The following is a 26,415-nucleotide window of genomic DNA, read 5'->3' on the forward strand; positions in this document are numbered from 1 at the left end:
TGCCTAGACCCGATGGCCATCAGCCAGGAATCCGTGATGACCGCCACACTCGACTCTCATGACCGCTCACCTGGAGTTTTCCACGGCCGCTCTCACGAGTGACGTCTGGCGGGGGAAGCGCGCCGATCAGGAAGCCGCGCGAGAGCTGGCCCAGGTGCGCTGGGCGACAGAACCCGAGACGATGACCGAGTTGAGCCCGGAGCAGATCGAGGCAGCACACAAGGCGCTGGCCCAGGCCACGGCACTGGCCCGAGCCCGAGAACGGGCCCGGGCCGAGAAGGCCAAGCGCCCCGAAAATCCAGAGACGATCCGCATGGCAGCGGCCAGTGATGGGATCCTGGCTCACTGAGCTTTCGGCGTGGGCGCTAGCTTGCATGCCCTGCCCTCTGTTGGCGGACGATTCGTCCGCCAACAGAGGGCAGGGCGGCGATTTCAGAGGTCTCGGAGCGGACGCCCGGCCCGCGATCCCAACGGGCGCACTGCATGCATGATCACCACCGTTCGCCGGTTCGCCGGGTGGGCGTAATATTGTTTTTGGGCCGGGGACCACTCCCCCATGTTCGCCTTCGTCGCCTCGTGCTCATAGGGAAGAGGAGCCGAGCTCGGCGTTTCCGACCGAAGCCTCTTTGTCCGCTCTCGCCTGCCGCGCCCGTGGCCCCCGGACTGCAGCCGATCGGCAGGGCTTGCTAGTGATCATCAACGTGCAGACCGGCGATCTTATTGGATCGCGGATGCCGCCGGTGTACTCAGCAGCGCGGGTGTGGTCGGATCATCTGGCGTCTGGTAGGCCGCGGCGTGGCGGCGATGGCGTTGTTGCAGCTCGTTCACCTGAGTGGTGGATAGGTGCAGGATTTCATGAATGGGAATGCGGTGATCGGCGAGTGCGGTGGTGAGGGTGGTCGCGACGGCGGTCGCGTGTTCCAGGGTGGCGGCGTGCTGGATCTTGGTGGCCAGGTTGGTGGCGATGTCGGGGGGCCCCTCGTTGAAGCGCTGGTAGAAGTTCTCGCTGTTGTCGTCGCTGGCGTCGAGGATGTGGGCCCGGCGGCCGTTCCACATGACGGTGAGGATGTCGATGGGGCTTCCGGCGCGGTGCATGGAGAGCAGCAGGTCATAGAGGCGGCCCGTGAAGGGAGTGGCGAAGTCGCTGCTGTTGAGGAATGGCGCGACCGTGGGGATGTCTCGGGGCGTGTTGATCAGGGTGGCGAGGAGGCGCTCGTCGAGATCGATGCGTTTCGGGTCGGGGGCCTCCGGCGGAGTTTTCGGCAGATCAAGGCTGGGTGGCGCTTCCTGGGATAAGGTGCGCGCCTTCAAGTGGTGGGCTATTTGACCGATTTGGGTGGCGGCGTTGAGCACGTCGGGTAGGGCAAGAGGGTCGTCTCCGATGACGTCGATGGTTTGGGCCAGTCGGGTGGTGTAGAGGGCGACGGCGCGGCGGGCATCGGCTTCGATCACCATATGCCCGTAGGCGACGGCGTTTTTCGGCTTCGGGCAGGCGCGCATGAGGTCGTGCAGGTAGGTGCCTTGGATCCCGTACGGGGCCACGCGCTCGTAGACGGCGATGCCCAGTTCTTCGCAGGTGAAGGTCGCCTTGGCACTGACGAGTTCGTCGATGGTTCTGAAGATCAGCTGATGGTGCGCGCGGCAGAAGTCGGAGTCACGCAGCCAGCCTTTGACCACTGGCAGTTGATCGGGTTCGTGGAGTAGGGCGCCGAGCAGTGCCTGCTCGGTACGGATGTCGAGCCAGGTCACTGTCACTTGGTCGGCGGCCAGCTCGGCGAGGGACTTGTGTTTGGGCTCGGGTGTGGTCTGTGTTTCCGGCGGGGGCGTAGAAGCGTGAGGCGGAGGGCCGAGGGGGGTGGCCCGAGGTGCGGCCATGCCGTCGTTCTCCTGGTTGGTGACGGTCGAGGATGAGCGGTGGGGGTTAGGTTCGTGCGCTGGCGTTCTGCTCGTGCGGGGCTGGGGGGATCAGCGCAGGGTTGGGCGGCACGTAGGCGTGGACGTCGCCATTAGTGGCTCGGCGAGATTGGGAGTAGCGGCTGAGGGCTGTTTCGACCTTGGCGAGGGCCTGTTCTGCAGCGCGGATCGCCATTTCCGCTGTACCTTGACCGACTTGTGCGGCGAGCTCCTCGAGGTAGGTGTGCACCGTGGTCGTGATGACCGGTTCGATTACCTCTCGGGCCAGGACGATCGCCATGGGTGTTTGTGTTTTGCAGGTGGTGATGACGCGGTCGGCCGTATCCCCGTCAATGGGGTGGTGGCGATGGGCCTCGGCCAACACGGAGATCGAGTCGATGGGTTCGTCGCGCTCCCGGAGGCTCACGATCGCCTCGTAGAGGGCACCTGTGTGCGGGAGCGTGAAGTCTGTCGGGTTCAGCCAGCCGATCTCGGCGAGTTGAGCAGGGTCTTGCACGAGCGTTGCGATGAGCTGTTCCTCGCGGAGCCGGATGCGTCGCTGCTCAGGGCTCATCCATGCGGTCACCTGTTGGATCAGGCGTGATCGCGTTTGGATTTGCGGCTCGGCGGCGGTGGGGGCCCCCTGTGGCGCCGTGTCGTCGTCCGGGGCGCCGATCAGGCCCTCTTGCTGGAACCGCCTGCGGAGATCTCGGAGAACGCCCTGCATGGCGGTGATCTCCTGCTGGGTTCGGCCCAGCCGATCAGGTGCGTCCATGCTGGCCAGTTCGTCGACGATGCGTCGAAAGCCGACGATGATGGCGCGCCGGTTGTGCCCCTCCATGACGAACAAGGCGTAGCGCTCGGCATTCTCCGGTGCAGGGGTGCTGGTGCCCAGCTCACGCAGCCATTTGCGGTCCCGCCCTGCTTGGGTGACGGCCGGGATGAGCGCGGCACGGAAGACATTCCATTCGTCGACGGACTCCAGCTTTTTGTTCTCGGCCGCTTTCAGCATGGCGCGGTAGAGCATCTGATGCTCTTTCGCCCCGAAGTCCTCGGGCCGGAGTCCGGCGAGGCCATGTGCATCGCGGATTTTGCGGGGGTCGCGCAGGATGGCGCCCAGCAGGGCGCGTTCGGCGTGTTCCTCGGGTGTCATGGTCACTCCCCTTCGGGGTCAGGGGGGAACTGCTCATCGAAGCTGAGCTGGAGTTGAGCGTCGATGCGGCGCTGCTCGGGGGCGGGCGGCGCGGCTTTGGCTTGTGCGCGATGCCGGGCGAGCGCGGCTTCGGCGGCGTTCCATCGGGCCAGCCGGTTGTCGAGGTCGCGGGTCATGTCGCGGTCGAGGACTCGGACCCAGAGGTTGGCGTGGCCGAGCCACCAGGAGTTGTCGTGGCGGACCGCGGGGGCGCCGCCGAGTTGGGTGGCGTCGCCGTCGTCGAGGAGCTGTTGCATCTGGGCGGCTTCCATGACGAAGCCGGGTGGTTGAGCTGGGGTCAGGGTGGCGGGTGGTCCGGCCATGGCGGGATTCCTCTGTGTGGCGTCGGGGGGTGGGGCGGGGGCTTGGAAGGCGAAGGTGGTAGCGGGTGCCTGGGCCCAGGTGCTGGTGATGATCCAGGTGTCGAACTCGATGAAGGGTTCGGCGCCGCGTTGATCGTCGTGGGAGCGGTGGACGCAGGCGCCGGGGTAGCTGAGGTTGTGGGCGTGCCGGTCGAGGGCGTCGTAGATGGAGATGAGGGGTAGTTCGCTGTCGGCGGCGTGTGCGCGGATCCATTCGGCGTACAGGGCGGTGAGGCGGTCGAGCGCGCCGGGGTGCATGTACCAGCACTTGGGGATCTTTTCCGACAGGTCCAGGGGTGGTTCGGTGTGGCGGGCGCACATCCATTCGACCCAGGCGCGCAGGCGCAGCAGTCCGGCGCGTCGCTCGGCTGCTGGCAGGACCTCCCAGATCCAGCGCAACGGCTGCTGCTCCCCCGGGCCCGCCGCACGCGCCGTGCCGGGCGCTTCGGCGGGGTCGGGCGGGGCGGCCGGTGGGGAGGTTGTGCGGGTGGCCGGTGGGGTGGGGATGAAGGTGCTCATGGGTTCTCACGGGGGATGTGCGAGGTGAGGGCGACCAGGGCGGGATCATCCAGCACGGTGCGCATGCGGACGCGCATGGGCGGCAGGTTGTCGTACTGCATGACGGCGTTCCACAGGGGGAGTTGCTGCAAGGCGTGGATCGGGGCCAGTTCGTCTTTTTGCAGGTTGGTGGAGGTCTGCTGGCGGCCGTCGGAGCCGATGCTGAAGCTGGGCCGGTCGACCTGGGCCTGGCCGAGCATGCGGGAGAAGTATTCCAAGGTCTTCATGTCGGCGCAGCCGGGAAGCAGCAGGCGCAGCTTGGATTGGGACAGGATGGTGCCGGCCGGGTCTTGGCCGTAGCGGGTCTGGAGCTGGGCCAGGTCGTGCCAGACGGTCAGTAGTTGGATGCCCATGCCGCGGGCGGTTGTCAGCAGGGTCGGCAGGCCCGGGTAGCGGAAGACGTTGCCGGCCTCGTCCAGATTGAGCAGCAGGCGTGGTTTGAGTGGGCCCGTCTCCTCGTAGCGGCGTTCGGCGGCGTAGATGATGGACGCGATCAATGACGTGAACAGGGGCGCGAGCGGTTCGGCTTGGCTGGGCGGGGCGACGATGCAGACGGTGCCGCACTGGTCGAGCACGTCTTCGGCGGTAAAGTCGCTGCCGGAGGCGCTGGCCCGCACGCGGGGGTTGTCGTAGGCGTCGACGATCACGCTGGCCGTGAACAAGATCGAGCCGACCCCGTCGGGGTGGAGCCGCCAGACGCTGTCGTAGTTGTCGGCCATCTGGTCGAAGCCGTGCTCGACGAGGATGGCGCGCACCTCGCGGCGCACGTCTGGGCCGTCGAGGCACCATCGGTAGAATTTCGCGATCCCGCCGCCGGACAGTTGGGCGGCCAGCAGGACCGGCCCGACCAGGGCGCGGGCCTTGAGGGCCCAGGAGCGGGCGCGCACGTCCTCCAGCAGGCCGGAGGCTTCGCACTGCCAGCGGGCCATGCGTCCGGCGCTTTCCTCGCAGAGGGCGTAGGTGACCGGCGACCAGCGGGCGGTGGGCATGTCGTGCAGGCCCTCGGGAGCGATGATCCACACCGGGCCGAGCTTCTGGCGGGCTTTGATGATCCAGCGCAGGTCGGGTCCCTTGGCGGTGCTGATGACGCAGGGGCCCTGCCAGTCCAGCGCGTTGGGTACGACGAGGCCGACCGTCTTGCCCGAGCCGTTGGTGCCGAAAACGGTGGCCGAGATGCAGTCGTTGCCTGCCAGGAGCCGGCCGCTGGTGAGGCTGCGTCCGGCGACGATGCGGCCGGTGCGCTGGTCGGCGGCCTCGGGCACGGTGATCTGTTTCTCGGCGTCGGCGCCTGCCCAGGAGGCGCTGGTGGGGGTGTGCGGGGCGCGTCGGCGTCGCCAGCGGCGCAGCCCTGTCGCTCCCGCGGCGGCGGCGGCCGCGTGCAGGGCGAGCAGCAGCGGCCAGAACAGGGCGGGCGGCGGCGGGCGCAGGCCGGTGACGCGCTGCCAGGCAGCGGCGGTATCCAGTCCGCTGGTGAGCAGGTGGGCGGTGAAGGGCACGGCGTCGCCCAGGGTGGCGGCGGCCAGGCCGCCGCCGGACAGCAGGAGCGCCAGGGCGGCGGCCAGCCAGGTGAGGTGGGCGATCAGGAGGATGCCGCCGATCAGGGCGGCCATCAGGTAGATGGGTTCGCTGGCGAGGCCTTCGCTGCTGGGCTGGGAGCTGGTGGTCATGGTTGTGCCTGCCCGTTCGGGGATGGGGATGAGCCAGGGGTGGCTGGGATGCCGGGCGCGCCGGGGCCGATGGGGCTGGTTGTGGTGGGCGGGCGCGGCGGCGCGGCGGTTTCGCCTGCGGTCGTGGGCCAGGCTGGTGGCACGCCGGAGGGTGGGGCGGCGGGAATGGACTCAGAGGTGGCGGCCGCGGTGGAAGTGGTGGTGCCGGTGCGGGTGGAGGTGTCGGGGCGCGGGTCGGTGTGGGTGAAGGTGGCCTCGGCGCTGCTGCGGATGTGCTGCACCAGTACGGTGCGCTGGTCTTGGATCCGCCACAGGCCCACGCCGGGGCGCAGGTCGCGCAGGAGATCCTGTTCGGTGGTGTTGAGGCCGAAGTAGGAGGCGCACAGCGGGAGTTGCTGAGGTTTTTGCTTGTACAAGATCACGATGCCGGTGTCGGCGATCAGGCTCATCGCCAAGGGCTCGTGCTCTCCGGCCAGCAGGTCGATTGGCTGGTGGAAGACCAGCCAGTTGCTGGCCAGATACTGCCGGCTCAGTTTGCGCATGGATTGGTACCAGCGCAGGGTGGCGAGGGTGAGGTCGGCCCAGGCTTCATCGGCGACCACGTAGCGGCGGCGGCCGTCGTGCCGTGCCAGCGCCGAGTGCAGCCACGAGGTCGCGCAGATGCGCACCAGCGGCAGCGCGGAGCGCTGCATCTCCATGATCTTGGAGAGGTTGACGACGATGCATCGGCTGTCGGGGCCGACGTCGATGTTGGTCGGGCTGTCGAACATGCCGCGCAGGTCGCCGTCGAGCAGCCGCTGGAGCCCCATGATCAGATCGGCGGTCTTCTCGCGCAGTTCGGCCTGGTCGACGGGTAGCGCGGCGACGAGGCGGGAGTTCGGGCTCAGCATCGCGTCGATCACTTCGGGCAGCAGCGGCACCCGCGGCCGGCCGCGAGGGCGCAGCCACGGGACGGGGCTGTCCGGGTCGGGGCCGGGGGCGGGCTGCAGGCCGGCCTCTGTCACCTCGGCGATGGCGATCTTGCACAGGGACAGCTCCGACTGGCTGAGTGGCCGGTCGAGCACCGCGGTGGACAGGGCCGTCAGCATGGCCAGCTGGCGTTCGGCGACGTCGTCGATGGCGTCGCGCTCATGGCCCGGATCGAACGGGTTGAGCCGCGCGGGCAGGCCCGGACCCAGGTAGATGGGTTCGACGCCGAGGTGGGCGGCCAGGTCGGAGTACTCGTTTTTGACATCGGTGATGAAGGCGTCGCGCGCGAACTCGTATCCTCTCGCGATCATGGTTTTGATCAGGGTGGATTTGCGGGAGCCGATCTCGCCGAAGACGAGCCCGTTGGGGTTGGTGATCAGGCCGTGCTCGTACCACTCCCACGGATCAGAGCAGAAGGCGCCGCCGGACAGCAGGTTCGTTCCGACCAGCGGGCCGAGCGCGCCGAAGCCCGCATCGGCCATCCACGGGTAGAGGAGCTGGAGGACGTCGCTGGTGGCGCGGTGCGGCGGCAGGTGCAGGCGGCGGAGCTGGCGGCCTGACATCGGGCGCAGTTCGCCGTCGCCCCAGATGCCCGCGGTCGGCTCGCCGCCGGGGGCGCGCGGCCGGGCGATGGGGCGGCGCGGTGCCGTCCGGCCGGTGTCGGCGATCGCCGTGCGGGTGACGGCGGTGACCGGCCCGGCTGGGCCGGCGGCGCGGGCTCGCCCCAGGCGGCGCAGCCAGCTCATCGCAGCACCCCCCAGCGCAGGCCGCGGCCCAGCGGCAGGGTCGCGGCGAAGGCGGCGTCCTGCTCGCCATACAAGCGGCGCAGCCGCAGGCCGCGGGAGTGCATCTCCACCTCGGCGCACGCCTGGTCGAGCTCGGCCACGGTGGGCGCGCTGATGCGGATCAACCCCAGGAAGCGAAACAGGCCGTGCCCGGCCGCCAAGGCCTCGTCCTGGCGGTGCAAGGTCGCCTGCTCGCGTCGTTGCCGGGCGCCGGCGCGAAAGCCAAGCCGCTGTTGGAGGCTGGTGTTGCTGGCCTTGGCGGTCTCCCGCTGGGCGATCTCGTCCTCGGCGTGGCGAGCGTCCAGCGGCTCCATGACCACGCTGAAGGTCCGCTCGCAGCGCGTGGACAGCAGCAGTGGTTGCAGGAAGTCCCCGGTGACCGGGCGGCGCGGCCATTCGGCCACCCAGAAGGTCGCGTGGACGGCGTCGTCGGTGCGGTAATAGGACCAGTGATCGCCGTCGGTGGCCATCGGCCCGGCCTCGGCCGGGCTCAGGCCGCCCTCGCGCTGCATGTCGGGGCCGCGTGCCTCGATCTGCCAGCGGGCGCCGGGCTCGTAGGCGGTGCGCAGCAGGGCGGCGATCTGCCGCGGGGGGAGCGCGCCCTCGACCTCGACGCCCGCTTTGATCAGCTCGGCTTGGATGCTGGCCGCCTGCTGGATCAGGTGGGCGCAGGCGCCGCGATCCCCGCCGCCCAGCGTGCGGATCTGGCGGCGGGCCCGGCGCGGGGACACGGTCAGGCCCACGTAGTTCTCGTGGCGCTGCATCGCCGCCCGGCCCACGGTCAGGAGGTCGGCGTAGGAGTCGCGGGTGGCGGCGTTGCCGTGGCCGCCGTCGGCGTGCCAGTGCCGCACCAGCGCATCGGCGCTGTCGGGCACGGTGATGTTGAGCAGTTGGAGCCGGACGATGCCGGTGCCTGCCCCGGCGACGCTGGCCAGGGTCTCGCCCCAGTGGGCCAGCCGCGTGTCCTGCTCGGCGGCGGTCAGCAGTCCGAACGCGCTGCCCCGGGTGGACAGCAGCATCGTGTAGACGCCGCGCCGCCGATCCTTGATCACTCCCACCTGCAGGCGTCCGGCGGCGTGGTCGACGTGGGCGGTCAGCACCTCGAGCCCGGTCAGCTCGCCCGGCAGTGGCAGCAGCTCGGCCTCGCGCCGCCCGGCCCGAGCCCGGCGCTTGGACGTGTTGCCTGCAGTACCGCCCGCGCGGCCGGGCGAGGGCCCTGCCCTCGTCTCGGCGCCGCCCGGCCGGCTCTCGGCGGCCGGGCCGCCGCGGTAGTGCGCCATGCCGGTGGCGCGACGCGCGGCGAAGACCAGGGCGATCGGGATCCACTGTGCCAGCGGCCGGGTGGCGATCGGTACCCACACGGCCGCCACCGTCGCCACCAGCAGGAGCAGTCCCAGCAGCAGCCGTACCCCGCCCGCGGAGGCCAGCGCGGTCAGCAGGAACAGCGCCGCGAACACGGCCGTGATCGAACCCCAGCCGAGACCGAGGACAACGCCGTAGCTTTCACGCGGGCCGAAGACGTAGGTGTAGCGGGCGTACTGGCGGTTTTCGCTGCTCATGACTTCTCCGGCGGCGGATCGGGATCGGGCAGGGGCGGCTGCTGGTACGGGGGAGGAAGCGGCACGGGCGGTGGTGGCGGCACATTGTGGTAGGTGGGCAACGCGTCGGGCTGGCCGGGAGGCGGGATCGGCTGCGGGGCACGACCCCAGGAGGTCCCGGTGATGTGGCCGCCCGTCGCGGCCGCGCCGCCGGACGATCCTGGGGCGGCCCCGGGAGTGGGGGACGCGGGACGGCCGGATGGAGAGGCCGTGGAAGGAGTGGATGACGCAGGAGATGCAGGGGATCCAGTGCCCGTCGGCGACCCGGTCGCGCTGGCCGCCGCGGGCGAGGCTCCCGCGGGTGACGACGGGCGCCCCGCCCCCGCAGCCGCCGAACCCCCCGAGGGTCGCGATCCGGGTGACGGCCCGCCGCCCGACGCGCCTGCGGGCCCGCTCGGCTGGCCTTTGCCGTCCCCGGCCGGCTGCTGCCCCCCGGCACCAGCCCCGGCGTCGGCGTTGGAGCTGGCGCCGGAGGCCGGTTGAATACCGAAGGCCTTAAGCAGGTGCGCAGGGATGGGGCGGATCTTGCTGTAGTCGCGCTCGCCATCGCCCTGCGCGCCACCGCCTGTCCCCTCTCCCCGCCCGGCGCCCGCGATGTCGGGCATCGGTGTGCTGCCCCCGGCCCGCATCAGGGCGGCCGGATTGCCGAGCCCACGCATCGCGCCGCCGGCCGCCCGCCGGCCGCGGGCCAGCAGCGCACCAGCGGCACCTGTCGCCGCCGCGCGCATCCCCTCGCCGGTCCCGCCCGGGTTCAGCCCTCCGACCACGCCGATCAGACGCATCAGCATCCAGGGGGAGAACGCGGCCAGCCAGTACAGCGCCAGCGCCAGCACCATCTCATCCACGGAGTCGATGCTCCGCAGCATCTTGCTGGCCATGTGGAAGGTCGCAACCACGACCAGCTTCATGCTCAGCAGGCTGAGGATGGTGTCGATCAGTCGCCGCGTCATCTGCCGCGCGCCCGTCCACACCGCGCCGGAGACGACCAGCGGCCACATCATCACGCACACATCCAGCAGCAGCCGCCGGACCAGCATCTCCGCCCACAACATGAGGAACGCCAGAATGATGCCGACGGCGATCAGCAGCATCACGCCCGTCGGGGCCAGCGGCGCGGCCATCCCAATCCATTCGTCGAGCTTGGTGGCCGGCACCATGAGGCCGTCGGTGACCTCCTTCCAGCCCTCCGGCCCCAGCAGCGAGACGCAGAGGGCGTCGATCAGCTGGTTGGCCTTGGCCACGATGACGACCACCATGCCGGTACTCACGCCTGCGGTGAGCACCTTGAGCAAGGTTCGCCAGATCTCCCCCGGATCGCGAAACAGCGCCGCTGCCATCACCGAGACCAGCACCGCGATCAGCGCGATCAGCGCCGCGATGCCGCTGATGCCGGAGAACACGCCGGCGAACCACTCTGCGGTCACGTCCAGCTCGCCGGTCGCCGTGAGCGCCTCGCCGATCTTGGCCGCCAGCCAGATGGCCATCTCGGCGACCCAACTGGCAAGCGTCTCGTTGACGTTCTTGAGGAGGCACAGCGGATTGGCACTGCCCATGAAACGCAGGGGGTTGTCACACCCCACTTCCACGACCTGGGTTGGGTCCGGGGGCGGTCGCGTGGGCTGTCCTGATGCCGTGGGGGACGGCGAAGGGCTGGGGGTGGCCGCTGTCCCTTGCAACGCGGCGCAGTCGGGCCGGAACATCCCGCCTGTCAGGAGCCGCTCACACGCGGCCGCCCTCAACGGATCGGCCTCCGACGCCGATGGGGCCGGCGTGGGCGAGGGGGTCGAGGTTGGCGTCGGGGTCGGCAGCAGCCCGACCGTCACAGCGAGTACGCCGACTCGGTGCTGCGGTTCCGGCCTGCCTGCGGCGGCCCCTGCCGCAGGCAGGCCCGACCACGCGGCACCCACAGGAGTCAGCGCCGGAGTAGCGGCCGGTAACGGGCGCTGCTCCCCCGGCCTGGCGGTCGCCGTGGGCGCCATCGCCCCGGCGATCATCACCAGCATCAGGGACACGACGGGCCCGCTGCGCAACCAGCGGCGGTCGCGACGCGGGCGGGGTGCGGGGTTACGGCTGCCCATACGGCGGAGCCGATCCCTCGGACAGCATCTGCCGCAGTTCATACGACAACGCGATGACACTCTGGCCGCTGATCGGCCGCCACCCCTCCGCCGGCACGGTATAGCCGACCGGCGCGGGCCCGACCGCCGGAGCGTTGCGATAGGAGCGCAGCCGCCAGGCACCGCCGCTCCACACCAGCTCCATCGTGACGGTCCCGTGTCCCAGCACGGCAGGCTGGCTGCTGCTGGCCACGTAGATCGCGCTGAACACCGCCACCTGCGCCAGCCCTTGACTGTAGCTGTCAAGATGCACGTTGACCGGGACCATGCGCAGCCCGTAGGCCAGGCCGCGCTCGTCGTCGTCGCGCAGCGCCGTCATCACCGGGCTCGCCGCCTCCTGCGCCAGCACGGTCTCCAGCTCCTGCCGGCGGGCGGGCTCGGCGATCTGAGCGCTGAGCGTCTTGCGGCCCTGCTCGGTCAAGATGTGGGGCGAGCCGAGCTGGATGACCATGCCCGCGGCCGCCGCCAGCGCCCCCTGCTGGGTGGGCTGACGCTGCCGGGGCGAAGCCGAGACCGACGGCGAATCAGCCTCCGAAGACAGCGGCGACGACGGCTGCGATGGCCGGGCGCTGTCGCCCTGGTGGCGGCCGAGCAGCCAGGCAAGCACCAGGAGCACGATCAAGCCTGTGGCCAGCAGCATCCGGCGGGTCGAGGTCACGGTCACTGGAATCCCGCCCCGATGCTGAAGGACCACTGCACCAAGAACCGTGCTCCGCCGATGATGATGGCTCCGGCCAGCCCAGCGAACAGGCCGATCCGGCCGGCGCCGGAAGCGTAGGAATTGGAGATGTAGCGGCCGATGCCGATGACGATGGCCGAGATCACCACCGTCGCGACCATGAAAAGCAGTCCGTACCACAACAGGCCGCCCACGATGTCCTGAAAGGCCGCACCGCCGGGCAACGCCGTCGGGTTGATCGTCACCTCGGGAACCTCGGGCACCTCGGGTGCGGATCGCCCCGGCCCCTCCTGCGCGCCGCCGTCGCGACTTGGGGTTGGGCCTGGGCTGGCCACCGGCTCCGGCGTGCGCAGCAGCGCTAACATGCCCGCCTCCGCTTCGAGCGGTCGTCCATCGGCCCAGCCAGGGGCGAGAGCAGGTGGCACGATGTGCGTCTCCTACTGCCACTCCCCCGCGTGCACCACTTGGACATCCAGTTCATCGCGCGCCCAACCCTTGCCTTGACAGCAATCTTGACAATTGTCAGTACGAGTCGTCATTTTTACTGACAAGACAAAGTCATGGCAAGTAAATCCACGAGTCAGGATGGGGCGAGACATCCAATGACAGCCCTCCCACCGAACCCTTCCAGCACTCCTCCGTGGCCCTCCCCGCGTCCGCGCCTCCTCCCCCAGGCGCACCGACGCTCCCTGCTGTCCGCACCGCAGGCACTCGCTCCGTTCCTGGTCCAGGCCCCGAGCTCCCGGCGCGCTGCCGGCCGGACCAGACGCCGGGCACGTCAAAGCCCTCGCCCGCAGGAGGAAGACGCGTCCTCGGCCGGCACATCCACGGCCCGTGGGCAGGCTTGCGCCGCCCCCCGGCACGGCCCAGCGCCTCCCGCAGGATCTGCCGGAAGCGCTCGTGGTCTGGGTCAGGCCGTCAGAATCGCCGTCAGGGGACCCGGCGGGACCGGCCGTTTGTCACGACAGCGCCTGCTTGGGCCCGGCCTCGACGGCAGGCAAGGCCTGCCGTCTCTCCGCTGCGCCAACCGGTTAGCGCAGCGGTGTCGCAGGCTCGTCCTGCTGGTCGCCGTCTGCCTCACGCTCTTCGTGACCAGTTGCACCGCTCGCACCGACGCCCCACGCTCCGAGCACGCCAGCGGTGCGCCCACTGTCGTCGGCACCTGGCCGCCGACCAAGCCGGCCGGCCCTTCTCCCCCCCAACCGGCGCCCAGCTCACGCACCGATGAGGCCGCCGCGCTCGCCGCGGCTCGCGCTTTCGTGCACGCCATGCTCACCTACAGCCACCGCCAGCCCGAGCGGCTGCCACCGCTGAACCGCGTCGGGAGCATGATCACCCACACGTTCGGAATGCGCCTGCAACCTCGCCAGGCCCTCGACCCCGAACTCGCCCTGGCCGTACGCGAGACCTCCACCGTCCGGATCCTCACCGACGCCCTCGCCCCCGAAGGGCCTCACGACGCCACCACCCGCTACGCCACGATCACCTACCGCCAGACCCTCACCCAACACGACCTCCGGGAGACCATCACCCGTACCTGGCAGATCCGGCTGCTGCACTACCCGGGCGCCGACTGGCGCGTCGACGACGTGACCCAGGCATCCTGACATGGTCAAGGCCCGGCTCATCGTCCTGCTCATCCGCATCACGATCATCGTGATCGTCATCGGCGCCATGATCCTCTACGCGATCATCCGCACCAGCTCCCCCGACAACGCCTGCCAGGTCACGGACCAGAGCCTCTCCCCCGGCGCCGCCCCTCACACCGTCGACACCGTCACCCTTGACGCCGAGCAGTCCCGCACGGCACACCTCATCGCCGCCGTGGTCCACGAACGCGTGCCGCCCCCGCTCGATCAGAACGCCCTGGTCATCGCACTCATGACCGCCATGACCGAGGCATCGCTCCGCAACCCACCAGGCGGGCACCTCGACAGCATCGGCGCCTTCCAGCAACGCGCCGCCGGCTGGGGCACCACGGCCCAGCGCAGTGACGTGAGCATCGCCACCGCTGCCTTCCTCGGCGGCCCGACCCCACCCGCCGCGCCCGGCCTCCTCGACATCCCCCGCTGGCACGAACTTCCCCCATGGACCGCCGCCCAAGCCGTCCAGCGCTCCGCCTACCCCGACGGCTCCAACTACCGACGCTGGCACAGCTTCGCCACACGCCTGGCCAGCACCCTCACCACCGGATCCGGCACCCTTCCGCGCGAGTGCCCCTCCCCCACCACCGCCGGCAGCGCCCTCTCTCTGCCCGATGACATCCCACCCCAAGCCCGCACCGCGATCGCATGGGCCCTCAAGCAGCTCGGCACTCCTTACGTCTGGGGCGGCCGATGCGAAGACCCCCAGCTCAAGCCCACCGACCCCACGCGACAGAACTGCGACTGCAGTTCCCTGACCATGCAGGCGTACCGCCAGGCTGGCGTCATCCTGCCACGCACCTCACAAGAGCAGGCCCGCGCCGGCACCCCAATCCCCAAGAACCAAGCACGCGCTGGCGACCTCGTCTTCTCCCAACCCGACGCCGCCGGACGCCCCGGCCACGTCACCCTGCACATCGGCAACGGCCAGCTCATCTCCGCCCCCGGCCGCGGCAAGGTCATCCGCCTCGTCGAGTGGAGCACCGCGGTCAACAGCGTCATCGCGGTACGGCGCGTGGTCTGACACTCCGCACCCGCGACATTCTCAAGAATTATAGGCATATATGTCGTATTTGCGGTGTTATGTCGCTGGTTTGTCATTCTGACAAAGAGACGAATCGGTGCCATGATCGGCTCATGCCAGCTCCTACGCCAACCTCCCCATCCAGCTCTGACGTGCAGAAACTCCTCCGGCAACTCTACGGACTTCACGAAGCGGCCGAGGACTCCGGTCTGGCGCTTTGGCCGGACGACAGAGATGCCATGGGAACTCTCGCCTACGCGCGGACCCACCATCGGGCCTTGCCTCCTGCGACCTTTGAGAACAGGATGCGCGGAGAGCACGCCAAGCTCCGTCTCGCTCTCATCCAGGCGTTGCGAGGAATCCTTGACCGCGAAGCACTCGCGACTATTGAGGATGCACGAGCCGGGGGCGTCACATGGCAAGAAGTCGCCGACCTGCTCGGAGTCGCGCACCCCGGGTCAGCCATGAACTATCACAATCGACTCCGAGCCGCCGTCCACCGCCCCGGGGAGAATCGCACCCCGGCGGAAGGTAGGAAGGTTCTGGCAGAACAACAGCTCAGCCAGGAACAGGAACGTCGCGCCGCACAAGTCGCCGCCGGGAAGTACGGGAAGGTAAAAGCCGTGGCTCGCGCGTTCTTGGATCACGCCGATGATCTCGTGGTCAACGACGACGCCCTGGACTGGATGAAGGGAGCCTCAACGATCTTGAGCACAGAAACGCCGACCGCCTCGGAACAGCTTGCCCTCTCCGCGTACATCAGCCTCGCAGCGACTGAGATCTCCCTGCACGCTGTCCTGGAGAATGTTGAACCGGCACGAACTAGTGAAGCGCTGGCCGCCCTGGAAGCGGCTCGCAAGCTTTGAGGCTTGAGGGCATCGGTCAACGGTTCTCGCTGGCCAGGAGCGTGTGAGGTTTGGCCCAATTTCGTGATCAGTAGCCGTGTAGGACTCGGATGTGGAGCACGGGCAGGGCCGAGGCTCGCCCGCAGATGATCCGTTTGATATGGTTCGCGTTCCCTTCCCCCCAGCCCCAGGGCTGTAGGGCGCGCCCCAGGGACGCTGACAGCAGAGAGTAAGATCTCGCAGCTCCGCGCGAGATGTCAACAACGGCCGAATTAATGATCAGGCACACATTTCGTGATGGTCCATGTAGGCGCGGGTGCGGGGATCCCAGCGCAGGCGAAGGAAGGGCGATGCAGAGCGGCGTTGGCTCGCGGTCGCCGCCGCGGTTGAGGCGGTCGCGCAGAGCATGGTAGAGGCGGCTTCCGAGCCGAGCCGGTCGTGGTTCTCCCCGGCGGTGACCAGGAGTTGGCCGACGGTGTCGACTCCGACGCCGTGCACAGCGAGCAGCGCCAGGTTGATGGCGGCCACGAGGGGTTCCAGTAGTTCGTCGTGGGTGTTGATCTCCTCGGTGAGCTGCCGGTGTCGGTGGGCCAGGCAGGCCAGTGCGATCATCGTTGCGGTGGCTGGATCGTCGACGTGGTCATGATCGGGCCGCAGGGCCGCGCAGGTCGCGATCAGCTCGCCGGTGGGCAGGCCGCGCGGCGGCGAGCGCGGGTGGTCGGGGCGGTGACGATCAGGGTCTTGATCGTGGCGCTGGTCGACGGCCGAGCGGCGGGCGATGCGCAGGCAGCGCAAGGCATCCACCCGGGCCCTCGCGTTGCTTGGGGGTGCCGGTGCGCTCGCCGGTGAGTGCGCCTTGGTGGTGGCGATGGCGTCGATCGGGTCGGATTTGCCCTGGAAGCAGCAGGTTTTTGCGGTCGGACCGGTCGATTTCGATCACGTCGAGGTGCTCGGCTTGGAGCAGGCGGGTGAGCCCGGCTCTGTAGACGCCGGTGCCCTCGGCGCAGACCCGCGTCAGCCGGCCGAAGGCGCGCATCCAGGCCAGGAGAGCGGCATATCCGGGCCGTGGTGGCGGGAGCTGTGCCGTTTCCAGGACCCGGCCGACCAACTCGATCACGGCCGCGGTGTGGGTGTCCACGCCGTCGGCGACTTCGGGCGCGTTGTCGAGGTGTATTGGGGTCATCGTCCTGTCGTCTTGACCGGGGGGCTGCGGCACGCACCAGCCGGGCAACGCGGACAAGACAGTGATGGGGCCTGTGGCCAGGCTCACAGGCGTCACGTCCGGTGCGTGCAGGTGAGCGCTTCCCTGCCGGGGCCGACAGATCCCGTTGAGGACCCGAGGTCAGTTAGTCGGTGGGTCAACCCCTGGCACGTCTGGCACTTGAGCACTCCTTAATAGTGCGGTCGACGGGTCTGCTGCTGTAGGACTGGGGTGAGTCCGGTGGTAACGGGCGTCCTGGCCGCGGCGTTGACCGCGGTCACGAAGGGCATCTCAGGCGGGTCGTCGCGGAGGACCGCGTTCATCCAGGTCTCCAGGTTGCGGCCGTGGCGGTGCGTCATCATCCCGGCGAACTGGCGGGCCGTGAAGACGAAGCTCGGCCAGTCGGGGGCGTGCGGTGGTGAGCCGCTTGAAGCCGGCGGCCTTCGTCGGGAGTCGAGGTTGGTGGGGGTCGCGCAGAAGACAGCCGGTGGCTTGCCGGACCGTAGGTGGGGCGCGGACGAACTGGCGGGCGGTGCCGCTGCCGCGATAGCCCAGAGCCTGCAGTTGCCGCTAGAGAGTTCGGCATCGGGTGCATCCCTCGGTCCAGTGCGTGGCGGGTGCTCAACAGTGAAGCGCGGCCCTGAGCGGGTGTCGACTCCTGGACTTGGCACCGGTGTGGGAAGAACGCGGTTGTGGGTGGACACGTGATCGCCAGCGCCGAGGGGGTGCCCCTGCGTGCGGGGCTGTAGGGGCCCCTGGAGCGACGCAACCCCCTTTCCGGTAGCCATCCCCAGGGCGCGCCTGTTCGGGCCTCAGGCGCGTTTCCCCAGTTCGAAGAGCGTTACTGACTGGTAACTTAGACCCTAGTGGCGTTGGTTGGCATCTGAGCAGCGCCATTGGTCATATTCACGCGATCGGAGCGCTTTGGTACGGGCGAAATCCCTCCCGTCGCTGGCTATTTTGAGGGGCCGGTCGCCGTCTCTCACGCGACCATCAAGAGGCAGAAAGTGGCTCTGACCTGGAGTTTCACAAATGCACTTGCAGCAACACACACAGCAACACAACCCGAGAGCATGGCCGCGTGCATGCCTAGCTGTAGCCATATCATCAGACATGTCCATCTCGGCTCTAGGCATCGAAGTGTTACCCGAGGAGGAGAGCAACACGTATGGGCAACACGCACAACTATCGACCGGCGATGCTGGGATGGCATACAGCAACCGTCCCAGCCCCGCGCCCTGCCTGATCCCTGGGTATGCGGAGAGGACGGGAGCCCGCAGCATCAGTGCTCGACGAAGCAGCTCCCACGATCCACCCGACCTAAGTCGTGGCCCCTGAGACTCCTGCGTCAGAACCCAGCCCCGATGGAACAGCCCCTCGACGACTACGCCGCATCGCTTGCCTCGCAAAAGATTGACTTTGCATACGAGCCCCTCTGTGGAGAGGATGAGCACAGTCCACTTCTCCGGCATGTTTCTCAGGCATCCTCGCGGATCTTCTCCCCAGCGAGCTGACAGCATGGTTAAGATCAGGGATGTGATACCGCTAAGCAGACATGGGAGTTCCCTGTGACATCAACGGTCCACTCCCCCACATCCGGGCACGCAGACGAGCCGCCGACCGAGCAGATCGCCGAGGTAGAGCAGGTCATCTCGGAATGGATGCGTCGAGGCGTCACGACCATGAAGAACGTGGTCGCCATGATGATGCGAAAGGGAGGAGCAGGCAAGACCACGGAGACGCTCCTGATTGCCGATGCGCTATCGCGCTTTGGGCTCAACGTCCTCGTCATCGACATGGACCCACAAGGAAACGCTTCTCTGGGCCTCGGCCGGCCCGTCATGATGGTCGCTGTCGAGGCTCGGATCGGCAAGTCCAAGTTGGAAGAGCCCGACGTCCTTACCGTGATCGAGGTGATCAACTCAGGCGAAGCCGGCGTCGCCGACGAGGCGATCATCATTATTGACACGCCAGGTTGGACCTACGACGTAGACGTGCCGTTCCACCGCGGTGGCCCTCTGCGCCCCGGCAAGATCGGCACCATCGGACTCATCCCGGCGTATGAGGCGCTGGAGGATCTGCCCGGTTCGTGGAAGCCTGCCGACTTCGAGCGACTCGCGCACACGCTGCTGCTACCAGCCGAGCAGGGCGGCACCTCCCCGAACCACCGTTGGGACGTCATACTCATCGATACGGCCATTAACCAACGCCTTGGCGTTCAGGCAGCCAAGGCCGCGTACTACGCGCTGTTCGTGACGAACGCCGAGAAGTTCGGCGTTGATGCCATTCCCAAGACCATGCGTCTGATCAAGGACGTGCGCGAGAACTATTATCACGACGGCATCGACGTCATGGGGCTGGTCTGGAACGCCTACGTACCTCGTCAGAACACCGCTCGGGCACTCACCTCCGACGCCACGCAGTACCACGAAGCCGGTCTGGAGCATTGGGAGGCTCCGATCTGGCCGTATGAGATCCCCAAGACCACCGTCATCAGTGACTCGCACGACATGGCAGCTCCCGTCTCGGCGTTCCTCACCACGTCGGAGAGAAGAGAAATGGCCACCCGGGTCTGCCAGGTAGCTGAGGCAACTACGCTACGGATGCTCGACGAGATTGGTCACCCTCTGGCGAGCGAATTGCGTACCGCCTGGCACCGTGCCTGGCCGCAGAAGGAAAAGACCGACGTGATGTTGAAGGACGTGGCATAGTGGCGGGGGGCAAGCGGACAGGACGGCTGCAACGGCAGCCTGTAGCGGGTTTCGGGCACCTGCAACCGGCACCGAAGGAGTCGCCGCCTGACGCGCCAGCTGAGGCGGTCCGAGAAGAGCCGCGCGACACAGTAGACAGCCAGCCGGACACGGTTACAGCAGCGCCATCGCCCGAGCCTGCTAAGGCGACCGAAACCGCACCTGCGGCTGTGGCACCCGCCGCCCCAGAGGCAAGGCCAGATACGGAGGAGCAGGTTCAGGCGCCCGAACCGGAAGCAGTCGCACCTGCGCCCGCGGCGCCGCCCGTTGTCGAGAGGCCGGAAGAGGGGCAGCAGGTCCAGACGCCTGGACCGGAAGCAGCCGCCTCATCCGACCACGGCTCCTCGCCGACTAATCAACCAGCAGAATCGGTGCAGAAGGCTAGCCGAGTTCTGAGCCAGCCCAGGACGGGCCGGGACGATCCCAGGGATGAGAGCATCGCCGGGACGCTGACGGCGCCGCTCAGGCGTCGGACGTCTCCCGCTCGTTCGTCCTCTGGGTACTTCCAGCCGCGGCCGGCCGAGCTGCCCGCTCCTATCAAGGAGAAGCTCGCGTCTCTGCCACCCAACTATCTCCGCCTTTATCAGAGCTTCAGCGACGCCGTCAATCCAGCCGTCGGCAGCGCTGGACGGAATGTACGGCTGAACGCCAACCTCGCGTCCCGTCTGACTAAGCAGTCGGTGGCCGACAAGAGGCGGCTAACCGCTGGGACCCGTCGGCCTGCTCTAGCTGTCAGTCACTACATTGACGCTGCTCTCCGACAGGCACGTCAGCAACCTCTTGAGGTTCTTGTCCAGATGGGGCAGAGCTTCAGGATCCGAACATCCCACGAAGACCTGCCGCGACCCAACACCTACTCGCTCACTTCGGGCGTGGGTCAGTGGATCGAGAATCTCAAAGATGAGTTGATCCAGGTTGATGCCTACAGAGGCATGCTCGGGCACATTCTCAACGCGTGCGTCGAGGCGTTCCTCGACGGTTTGGAGCATGAAGCCACGAATTCAGCCTGATCAGTTGCCTGTCCGTCGCGATCTTCTTTGGAGCTCTGTGGAGCGGGAGAGACGCATGGCGGGAGGGTTGAAGGGCGTGATGCGCGCGTTCTCTGGGAAATCGACGCATCACGCCCACGCTGAGCCTTTCACAAATGCACAAGCAGTATGACAGCAACACACACCTGCTGCGATGGAAGGTCCGCAGCCGCTTGCCGTTCATTCACACCGCAGGTTTAGGGCCAAGGTTGTCGGGTTGTGCCAGCGTAGCGATCGATCAGATTCGTGAGCTGGCCAAGGATTTCGATCTGACCGAGAGCGCGGTGTGGTCTCCGGGGTTGACCGTCCGATACGGCCGCCGCAGCGTCCGGGCGGCGATGGCGTTGCAGGCCATCGCGCTGGCGTTGGGCGGCCGGGCGGGAGCGACAGCTCCAACGCTCCCTCAACTGCCGAACTGAGGATGCCTCGTACGGGCCTGAGAGGCAGGCTCCTTGGTCAGGGTGCAAAGAGATGAATTCCAGATGCGATGGATGCGATCACCCTTATGTCGGACGGAATGTCGCGTTCCTGGCCTGGCTGGGCGGGGTTGTAGACGATGGACAACTTGGAGCGCAATTCGGACTTCGCCATCAGGGCGTTCCAGACGGCGTTGGACATCAGGCCGGCGTCGGCTAGTCGCCAGGTCAGGTCTTGTGAGGTCTTCTGATCTTTGAAGGTTTGGCGCCACGTCCACAGGGTCACCTCTTGCGCACTCTTCTCCAGTGGTACGCCGACGAGATCTTCGACAGCCTTCCTCGCGGCGCTCTCCGTCACGGTCGATCGGTCGCCGTGATGTGCGAGGCCGAGTTCGCGGGCCCCGATGAAGAGTCCAGGCGACTTGCGCGCCCAAGCACGGTCTTCGAGCAGATTCCAGAGGTTCCGCCACGCCTGGGCGGCGCTGATGCCCCAAGTTCCGTAATCGTCGTCGGCCTCGGGTAGACGGCTGATCCAGACTGCGTCGATAGCTCCGGCGAGGATGTACTGCTCTACTCCCGGGTGGCTGTTGGTGCCCAGTGTGAGCAGGGGGTAGCGGTCCTGCATTGTCGTTCTGCATGCCTTGTGGCTGCCGCATCCGAGTTCAGGGATCGCCACATCCGCGGCGATCTGCTGATCTGGCGGGAGCGTCGTACGCAGGGTGTTGCTCGTCTCTGTGACGAAGCGCAGGACCTGGTCGACGGTGGTGAGCTCGCCGCGCGTGCCAAGTTCGTAGGAGATTTTGACGCCCTTGATCTGGGGGGAGAGCTTGGTGTAGTTGGCCAGGCGCTGCGCGGCGGTGCGGAGTTGGTGTGGGCCGGCTTTCCAAGCGGGGATGAGGTTGGTGTCGAGCCAGATGCTCAGGCTTCGCGCTTCGGCTTCGCGGATGGCCTGGGTAACGGCGTCGTTGGGAGCCTGACTCGCGTTGGCTGCAGAGGTAGCGGTGGGACTGGCCGAGGGGCTTGGGCTGGCACTGATGCCTGGGGTCGGTGGGGGAGTGGGGTTCTGTGTCTCGGCAAGCTCGCTGAGCGATGGTGAGGGTTCATAGGAGGGAAGGTCTGCGATGGCGATGGTGGAGTCGGATGCTGGTGGAGAGGTGATCGACGTGGGCTCGCCGATCATTGCTGGAGGAGTGGTGTCGTTCGTTCTTCCTGGGGATGGCTTCGGGGAAGCTCTGCCGACGTCGCAGGCGTAGCTCTGGGGTTCTGTTTGGCAGACGGGATCAGGAGGGTTGATAGGTGTGCCGTTGGGGTCGGCGCATCGGTACTTGCCGGTGCTGGCGTCGGTGAGGCAGGTGATCGGTTTGGTGCAGGTCTTGGGCTGCTTCAGCTTCTCGTTGATGTAGCGGCCGTCTTTCGAGCAGAAGCGGACGGGCGGTCGGGGTGTGGGGGCTACGGTGGCGGCCGTGGGTTCGCCACTGTTGGCACCGTTGATCATGCCGATCTTGTAGGTGAGGCAGTCCGTGTATTCGCTGGTGTTGGCTGCGTAGAGCGCGGCGCAGGAGAGTTCGGCTTCTTTGGCGTCTGGTTGATTCGCGACGGCCACTCCCGTTGCGGACGCGATCACGAGCACTGCGGCGATCAGGATCGGGATGACACGGTGGCGGCTCAAGAGCTTCACTCGGGACCTCTCAGTACGTTGGTGCCCGTGGGCGGGCAGCTGGGCCAGTTGGTTGCGCCGGCCGGCTGGACTGCGAGATGAGGGTCCTCGCGGTTGGCTATGGTCCAGGTGACGGTAGTGGTGAGGGTGCCGCGGCCAGCGGTTGTCCCGCTGCTGGTGATGCCGTCTCCGTGGGTGGTGCCGGTCCAGAAGATGGTGACCGTGCCTGATTGCAGGTGGGGACGGGTTGAGCAGTCGGGTGTGATGGTGGGGGAGTCGACGATGATGTTGTCGCCGTTGGTGTATATCTCGCGAGCGTCTGTGCTGGTGGAAGAGATTGCGCAGGTGCCCACGAGGCACTGCAGTTGCAGTGTCCCGGTTCGTCTGGCGCCGAGTTCGAGTGTCGGTGGAATGGACGCCTGGGGGGGAGGGGGTGGGGGGAGGTTACGCCCGAGTTGATGAGGGCTCTCGGCCTGGATAGGAGCGGGCGGTGACGGTCGAGGCTGCGGGGTCTTGGTGGGGGCGCGTTCTTGTTGTGTCGGGGGTGTCTGGACGGTTGTCGGTCTGGCGGGGTGGCGGCTCGGCGTGGGGTCGGCCCGGTGGGGTGAGGCGGGATCTGTTCCGCTGGGGGAGGGATGGGGAGGGGTGGTGGTTGCGTTCGAGGTTGATGTGCTTGTGGAGGCCAGCGGTATGACTGGTTCCTGTAACAGAGGCGATCGCGAGGGTGAGATTCTGACGCCAGTGGCGCCTTCGGCCGTGCTGGCGGTGGGGCCTGCCGGGTTGAGTACGGCCCATACCCCAATCGCCGCTGCGCTGACCACGACGGTGGTGGCGAGAAGCCGACCATGATCCTTGAGGCGATCTGCTATTTGTCCCTGCCGCACCTCCCGCGCAGCCGGCGGCGGTCTGTTCCCGTCAGTGAGTGGGGCCGATTCTCCGGCGCGGTGCCGTCCCCGGATGCGGTACTGGGGTGAGTCTGGGTTCAGGTTCGCATCACGTGGATCTTCACGCATCACCCCTCCATCTGACTGTCCGCTTGACAGTTCGTCAATATTCGAGCTGATGATAGGAGTCAAGGCGTGGAAGGTGTTGTGTTGCGCCGACGTTCCGATAAGTCGTTATTCACTCGTGATTGAAGCTAAGTCACAGAGGGTGGAGATGCATCTTCTCTCGCATCTGGATGCATTGCCGGATCCACCTCCGAGTTGATGACGATGATCTGGCGCTGATCTGCTCGTTTAGAGACCACATCCCAGTCTCATGGCAGCCCGGCCACGGTCGGACCCACGTGTCCTTCGATAACAGATTGGCATCGGTCGCAGGGGGGTCGGCTGCATCTCGTGACAGCAAGGCTTGCTGCATCTATTGTCTGACTCGTCACTTTACAGATAGTCAATGATAGTTCGCCGAATCGCCTGCCTTTTCGAAGGATGCGTCCTTCTTTGGCAGACCCTCGTGACCCAACCAGCTACGGGCACCTCCGGGGGTTCTGTGGAGGGGCAGGCGATGCGACACACGTGGCACCCGAGTGTGAGGACCGTACGCTGACTTCGGCCCTGAAGATCTGACAGAGGCTGGATTGTTGGCGTGCGGTCCTCAACCGGCCGCTCCAGCAGTTCAATCCTCAGCGGTGGTTGGCGCCTCATCCTGGTGGAGTCAGGGGAGCGTGCTTCCCTCCGACGGAAATATCGGCCGTCAACGTGACGATCCCGATGCCCTGGCCTCGCCTCTGAAGGGGAGCGAGTCGTCGACAGGCGAGAATGTTCGGCTGCCTGTTTCGTACGGGGATCAGCACGGGGACGGTGAGCCGCACGCCTAGGTGGCAGGGAGGGAGGGGGTCTCGTCCTCGTCAGCTAGGCGTGCGGCTGCAATTCGACACCGCGGATGAGAGTCGGCCTGCCGAGTACTGTCGCCGGTGCGCCCCCGCTCCAGGTTGGGCACGTGATCCCTGCCCATGTCCTGCTCCAATGCTGATCTGCGCCGCGGATGGTCATGTCCGCGAGGTTGGTTCTGCACATTCATCCGGGACTTCATCGGGGCGGTCGCCAACCATCTCGGATCTGGGTGTGGGTATCTCAGACAGGAGGCATCACCGTGTCCGGGTACTTCAATCAGCGCGAAGCCACTGAACCGCCGTATTACCTCGCAGCGCCACCCCCAGACTCGCGAGCCTCTTCCGGTTTCCGGGCCCGGCTCGCCGGTGGCCTCGACAGTGACACGCAGCCCGGCGCGCCCGTCGACCCCGACCACACCCCGACCGAAACGTTTACGGTCACGGTGCGAAACCCCCTCGTCGATGCTCTCCTGGACCTTCATGCCGACACCGAGCAGACCGTGCGCCTGATCGACGAGGTGTTCCCCTCGCCGCCATGATCTCCCGGATGGGTTCGACGAGCTGCGGCGTCGGACTCATCCGGGCACGGCCTGTGCCGACCGGCGGGAGCGTGGTGCGCCCAATGCCTGACCAGACCACCATGTGATGGGCTGTCTGGGCCCTCCTGGACGTTCATCGGCTGCTCACGGATGACAGGCGTTTGCGCTTCTCGGCGTCGGCGAACCGGGGACTGGTGGCTCTCAGCAGTGCTCGAGCTTGGGCGGCTGGGCCGTTCGGGCCGCCTGCGTCAACGCGGGTAGTGGAGGCGAGTCCCGGCGTCTTCCAGCGAGGCGGCAGGGCAGTGGTCGAGCCGGGCACGTGCGTTGCCTGTTCAAGGGCTTTCGGTGGGGGATCACTCACGGCAGCATGGCGCGCGGCCGCCAGGCGCCGTTCATTGATCTCTGTGCCGATCTCCGTGCAGGCGGCGCAGACGTGTCCCGAAGGCAGCAGATGATCTTCGCATTCTGGTCGTGGACAGCGATATCCCCGTGCCAGCACCGTCAGTGCGGCCGCAGCAGCGCGCCGCGGTCGCACACCGTTCCAGTACGTCAGCCGGCGGCGAATGCGCGCTGCTACCTGCGCCACCGTGCGGCCTGTCGTGATCTCACGCTCTATCGCCGTAAGAACACGTTCGCGCTCGGGCTCGCTCATCCGGGCCACCCAGTCCGTCGGAAGCGCTGTCATTGCGCTGGGCGCGCCGAGTGCCCGGGGTGGTTGGGGTGGGGCTGTGCCCGGCTCAGGCTGAATATGCCTCTCGCGCGTTAGCGCGTTGTCGCTCGGCGCGTCGCTACGGTCCTGTACTTCGCCTGCGGCGAGAGGAGAACCGTCATGCTTCTCTCCTCGTGTTTGATCATCGTGTTTCTGTATCCGGTCAGCAGTCTTGATCATTTCCGATGAGACGTCTTGATCATTTCCACTCAGCAGGCTAGATCCGTTTTCGTCGGCGTCCTGCTCGCGGGGGGTGTCGTAGGTGACGTAGCGGACATGGCGGCCCTCTGGCCGACCGCTGATCCATCCATCGGCGATGAGCGTGCCCAGCAGGTTCTTGGTGGCGCTGATGGACAACTGCATGGCTTGGGCGAGCTGCGCATGGCTTCTCAGCTGGCCGGTGTCCTCATCGCGGCGCAGGAAGCAGTACGCCTGCAGCAACAGGGACCGATTACGTCGCGCCTTCCATATCCCGTTCACCTGGTGACAACCGACGGCCGCAGCGGCGCGGTAGGAGATCCGTGCCCAGGTTGCATCGTGAGCGAGCGGCGCTAGCCAACGAGTTCGCCCCCTGGTGACGATCCAGCGACCGGCGGCGGCCAACGCTGCGTAGACGGTCGAGGCGGACATGCCGCTTTGGTCAACGAGGTAGGCAATGGAAGCGGTGCAGCCAGTGGATCGCTGCGACAGCGCGGCGATCTGGGCCACGATGGGCCATGCCCCGCCACGAGGTAGAGCGAGTGGGATCTTGACGGTGCCGGTGGGCAACTTCTCCAGCGGGACGCGGGACAGGGTCATGACGCCCTCGCGATGAAAACGCCAACCTCGTAGTTCAGACTCTGCGCCACGAGGGGGTCGGGGCACCCCAAATCGGGTATGCCAACCCACGAGTGAAGGTACCCCAAGGTGAGCTCGTGGCTCCGCCCTTCGGGCTGTGGACATCGGCGAC

General features: G+C 67.4%; 21 protein-coding genes. 8 read left to right on the forward strand and 13 right to left on the reverse strand.

Annotated elements, in window-relative coordinates:
• Window positions 1–58 precede the first annotated feature (58 nt).
• Window positions 59–349 carry a hypothetical protein gene (locus ACZ6S0_RS45140; protein WP_465925810.1) on the forward strand — a complete coding sequence of 97 codons (291 nt, stop codon included), beginning with the start codon at window positions 59–61 and terminating at the stop codon, window positions 347–349.
• Window positions 350–717: 368 nt separating this feature from the next.
• Here ACZ6S0_RS45140 and ACZ6S0_RS45145 read toward each other — a convergent pair whose 3' ends face one another.
• The 9 genes from ACZ6S0_RS45145 to ACZ6S0_RS45185 all read right to left on the reverse strand — a co-directional run bounded on the left by ACZ6S0_RS45145 (window position 718) and on the right by ACZ6S0_RS45185 (window position 12,185).
• Window positions 718–1,749, reverse strand: a complete 1,032-nt coding sequence (locus tag ACZ6S0_RS45145) for a DnaB-like helicase N-terminal domain-containing protein (protein ID WP_465925812.1) — start codon at window positions 1,747–1,749, stop codon at window positions 718–720.
• A gap of 172 nt (window positions 1,750–1,921) precedes the next feature.
• Complete coding sequence (locus ACZ6S0_RS45150) at window positions 1,922–3,046, reverse strand: DnaB-like helicase N-terminal domain-containing protein (protein ID WP_465925814.1); 1,125 nt, start codon at window positions 3,044–3,046, stop codon at window positions 1,922–1,924.
• Window positions 3,047–3,048: 2 nt separating this feature from the next.
• Window positions 3,049–3,966 carry a hypothetical protein gene (locus ACZ6S0_RS45155; RefSeq protein ID WP_465925816.1) on the reverse strand — a complete coding sequence of 306 codons (918 nt, stop codon included), beginning with the start codon at window positions 3,964–3,966 and terminating at the stop codon, window positions 3,049–3,051.
• Window positions 3,963–5,672 carry a type IV secretory system conjugative DNA transfer family protein gene (locus ACZ6S0_RS45160; protein ID WP_465925818.1) on the reverse strand — a complete coding sequence of 570 codons (1,710 nt, stop codon included), beginning with the start codon at window positions 5,670–5,672 and terminating at the stop codon, window positions 3,963–3,965. Before ACZ6S0_RS45160 ends, ACZ6S0_RS45155 begins: the two co-directional genes overlap by 4 nt.
• Window positions 5,669–7,387, reverse strand: a complete 1,719-nt coding sequence (locus ACZ6S0_RS45165) for a hypothetical protein (RefSeq protein WP_465925820.1) — start codon at window positions 7,385–7,387, stop codon at window positions 5,669–5,671. The genes ACZ6S0_RS45160 and ACZ6S0_RS45165 overlap by 4 nt, the downstream gene beginning before the upstream one ends.
• Window positions 7,384–8,985 (reverse strand): SCO6880 family protein, encoded by a 1,602-nt coding sequence (locus tag ACZ6S0_RS45170; protein ID WP_465925822.1) that lies wholly within the window; start codon window positions 8,983–8,985, stop codon window positions 7,384–7,386. The genes ACZ6S0_RS45165 and ACZ6S0_RS45170 overlap by 4 nt, the downstream gene beginning before the upstream one ends.
• Window positions 8,982–10,577 (reverse strand): hypothetical protein, encoded by a 1,596-nt coding sequence (locus tag ACZ6S0_RS45175; protein ID WP_465925824.1) that lies wholly within the window; start codon window positions 10,575–10,577, stop codon window positions 8,982–8,984. The genes ACZ6S0_RS45170 and ACZ6S0_RS45175 overlap by 4 nt, the downstream gene beginning before the upstream one ends.
• A gap of 511 nt (window positions 10,578–11,088) precedes the next feature.
• Complete coding sequence (locus tag ACZ6S0_RS45180; protein WP_465925826.1) at window positions 11,089–11,805, reverse strand: DUF8175 domain-containg protein; 717 nt, start codon at window positions 11,803–11,805, stop codon at window positions 11,089–11,091.
• On the reverse strand, window positions 11,802–12,185 hold the full coding sequence (locus ACZ6S0_RS45185) for a DUF6112 family protein (RefSeq protein ID WP_465925828.1): 384 nt from the start codon (window positions 12,183–12,185) through the stop codon (window positions 11,802–11,804). Before ACZ6S0_RS45185 ends, ACZ6S0_RS45180 begins: the two co-directional genes overlap by 4 nt.
• A gap of 903 nt (window positions 12,186–13,088) precedes the next feature.
• Here ACZ6S0_RS45185 and ACZ6S0_RS45190 point away from each other — a divergent pair.
• The 3 genes from ACZ6S0_RS45190 (at window position 13,089) to ACZ6S0_RS45200 (ending at window position 15,353) form a co-directional block, all read left to right on the forward strand.
• Window positions 13,089–13,427, forward strand: coding sequence for a hypothetical protein (locus ACZ6S0_RS45190; protein WP_465925830.1), 339 nt, complete (start codon window positions 13,089–13,091; stop codon window positions 13,425–13,427).
• 1 nt (window position 13,428) lies between these two features.
• Complete coding sequence (locus ACZ6S0_RS45195) at window positions 13,429–14,487, forward strand: C40 family peptidase (protein ID WP_465925832.1); 1,059 nt, start codon at window positions 13,429–13,431, stop codon at window positions 14,485–14,487.
• A 152-nt stretch (window positions 14,488–14,639) separates the two neighbouring features.
• The gene (locus ACZ6S0_RS45200; RefSeq protein WP_465925834.1) at window positions 14,640–15,353 is read left to right on the forward strand and encodes a hypothetical protein; all 714 of its coding nucleotides are present in this window, start codon (window positions 14,640–14,642) and stop codon (window positions 15,351–15,353) included.
• 258 nt (window positions 15,354–15,611) lie between these two features.
• Here ACZ6S0_RS45200 and ACZ6S0_RS45205 read toward each other — a convergent pair whose 3' ends face one another.
• A complete protein-coding gene (locus tag ACZ6S0_RS45205) occupies window positions 15,612–16,127 on the reverse strand; it encodes a hypothetical protein (RefSeq protein ID WP_465925836.1) in 516 nt (171 codons plus the stop codon).
• Entirely contained in the window at window positions 16,066–16,572 is a 507-nt protein-coding gene (locus ACZ6S0_RS45210; protein WP_465925838.1) for a hypothetical protein, read from the reverse strand. The genes ACZ6S0_RS45205 and ACZ6S0_RS45210 overlap by 62 nt, the downstream gene beginning before the upstream one ends.
• A gap of 1,529 nt (window positions 16,573–18,101) precedes the next feature.
• Between ACZ6S0_RS45210 and ACZ6S0_RS45215 the strand changes: the two genes are divergently transcribed.
• From ACZ6S0_RS45215 to ACZ6S0_RS45225, 3 genes are all read left to right on the forward strand, one after another.
• Window positions 18,102–19,244 (forward strand): ParA family protein, encoded by a 1,143-nt coding sequence (locus ACZ6S0_RS45215; protein ID WP_465925840.1) that lies wholly within the window; start codon window positions 18,102–18,104, stop codon window positions 19,242–19,244.
• An 836-nt stretch (window positions 19,245–20,080) separates the two neighbouring features.
• Window positions 20,081–20,293 (forward strand): hypothetical protein, encoded by a 213-nt coding sequence (locus tag ACZ6S0_RS45220; protein ID WP_465925842.1) that lies wholly within the window; start codon window positions 20,081–20,083, stop codon window positions 20,291–20,293.
• A 134-nt stretch (window positions 20,294–20,427) separates the two neighbouring features.
• The gene (locus ACZ6S0_RS45225) at window positions 20,428–20,730 is read left to right on the forward strand and encodes a hypothetical protein (protein ID WP_465925844.1); all 303 of its coding nucleotides are present in this window, start codon (window positions 20,428–20,430) and stop codon (window positions 20,728–20,730) included.
• Window positions 20,731–20,767: 37 nt separating this feature from the next.
• Here the strand turns inward: ACZ6S0_RS45225 and ACZ6S0_RS45230 are convergent, their stop codons facing one another.
• Window positions 20,768–22,405 (reverse strand): hypothetical protein, encoded by a 1,638-nt coding sequence (locus tag ACZ6S0_RS45230; RefSeq protein WP_465925846.1) that lies wholly within the window; start codon window positions 22,403–22,405, stop codon window positions 20,768–20,770.
• 2,073 nt (window positions 22,406–24,478) lie between these two features.
• On the opposite strand from ACZ6S0_RS45230, the gene ACZ6S0_RS45235 reads away from it, so the two are divergent.
• The gene (locus ACZ6S0_RS45235) at window positions 24,479–24,757 is read left to right on the forward strand and encodes a hypothetical protein (RefSeq protein WP_465925847.1); all 279 of its coding nucleotides are present in this window, start codon (window positions 24,479–24,481) and stop codon (window positions 24,755–24,757) included.
• A 133-nt stretch (window positions 24,758–24,890) separates the two neighbouring features.
• On the opposite strand, the gene ACZ6S0_RS45240 is transcribed toward ACZ6S0_RS45235, so the two are convergent.
• On the reverse strand, window positions 24,891–26,264 hold the full coding sequence (locus ACZ6S0_RS45240) for a hypothetical protein (RefSeq protein WP_465925849.1): 1,374 nt from the start codon (window positions 26,262–26,264) through the stop codon (window positions 24,891–24,893).
• Between the last annotated feature and the right edge of the window lie 151 nt (window positions 26,265–26,415).

Source organism: Nonomuraea sp. NPDC051298, assembly GCF_055586305.1.

Coding starts and splice junctions, on each gene's coding strand:
- ACZ6S0_RS45140 (WP_465925810.1), top strand. CDS start 59: ATGACCGCTCACCTGGAGTTTTCCACGGCCGCTCTCACGAGTGACGTC.
- ACZ6S0_RS45150 (WP_465925814.1), bottom strand. CDS start 3,046: ATGACACCCGAGGAACACGCCGAACGCGCCCTGCTGGGCGCCATCCTG.
- ACZ6S0_RS45155 (WP_465925816.1), bottom strand. CDS start 3,966: ATGAGCACCTTCATCCCCACCCCACCGGCCACCCGCACAACCTCCCCA.
- ACZ6S0_RS45160 (WP_465925818.1), bottom strand. CDS start 5,672: ATGACCACCAGCTCCCAGCCCAGCAGCGAAGGCCTCGCCAGCGAACCC.
- ACZ6S0_RS45165 (WP_465925820.1), bottom strand. CDS start 7,387: ATGAGCTGGCTGCGCCGCCTGGGGCGAGCCCGCGCCGCCGGCCCAGCC.
- ACZ6S0_RS45170 (WP_465925822.1), bottom strand. CDS start 8,985: ATGAGCAGCGAAAACCGCCAGTACGCCCGCTACACCTACGTCTTCGGC.
- ACZ6S0_RS45175 (WP_465925824.1), bottom strand. CDS start 10,577: ATGGGCAGTGCCAATCCGCTGTGCCTCCTCAAGAACGTCAACGAGACG.
- ACZ6S0_RS45185 (WP_465925828.1), bottom strand. CDS start 12,185: ATGTTAGCGCTGCTGCGCACGCCGGAGCCGGTGGCCAGCCCAGGCCCA.
- ACZ6S0_RS45190 (WP_465925830.1), top strand. CDS start 13,089: ATGCTCACCTACAGCCACCGCCAGCCCGAGCGGCTGCCACCGCTGAAC.
- ACZ6S0_RS45195 (WP_465925832.1), top strand. CDS start 13,429: ATGGTCAAGGCCCGGCTCATCGTCCTGCTCATCCGCATCACGATCATC.
- ACZ6S0_RS45220 (WP_465925842.1), top strand. CDS start 20,081: ATGGGGCAGAGCTTCAGGATCCGAACATCCCACGAAGACCTGCCGCGA.
- ACZ6S0_RS45225 (WP_465925844.1), top strand. CDS start 20,428: ATGCACAAGCAGTATGACAGCAACACACACCTGCTGCGATGGAAGGTC.
- ACZ6S0_RS45240 (WP_465925849.1), bottom strand. CDS start 26,264: ATGACCCTGTCCCGCGTCCCGCTGGAGAAGTTGCCCACCGGCACCGTC.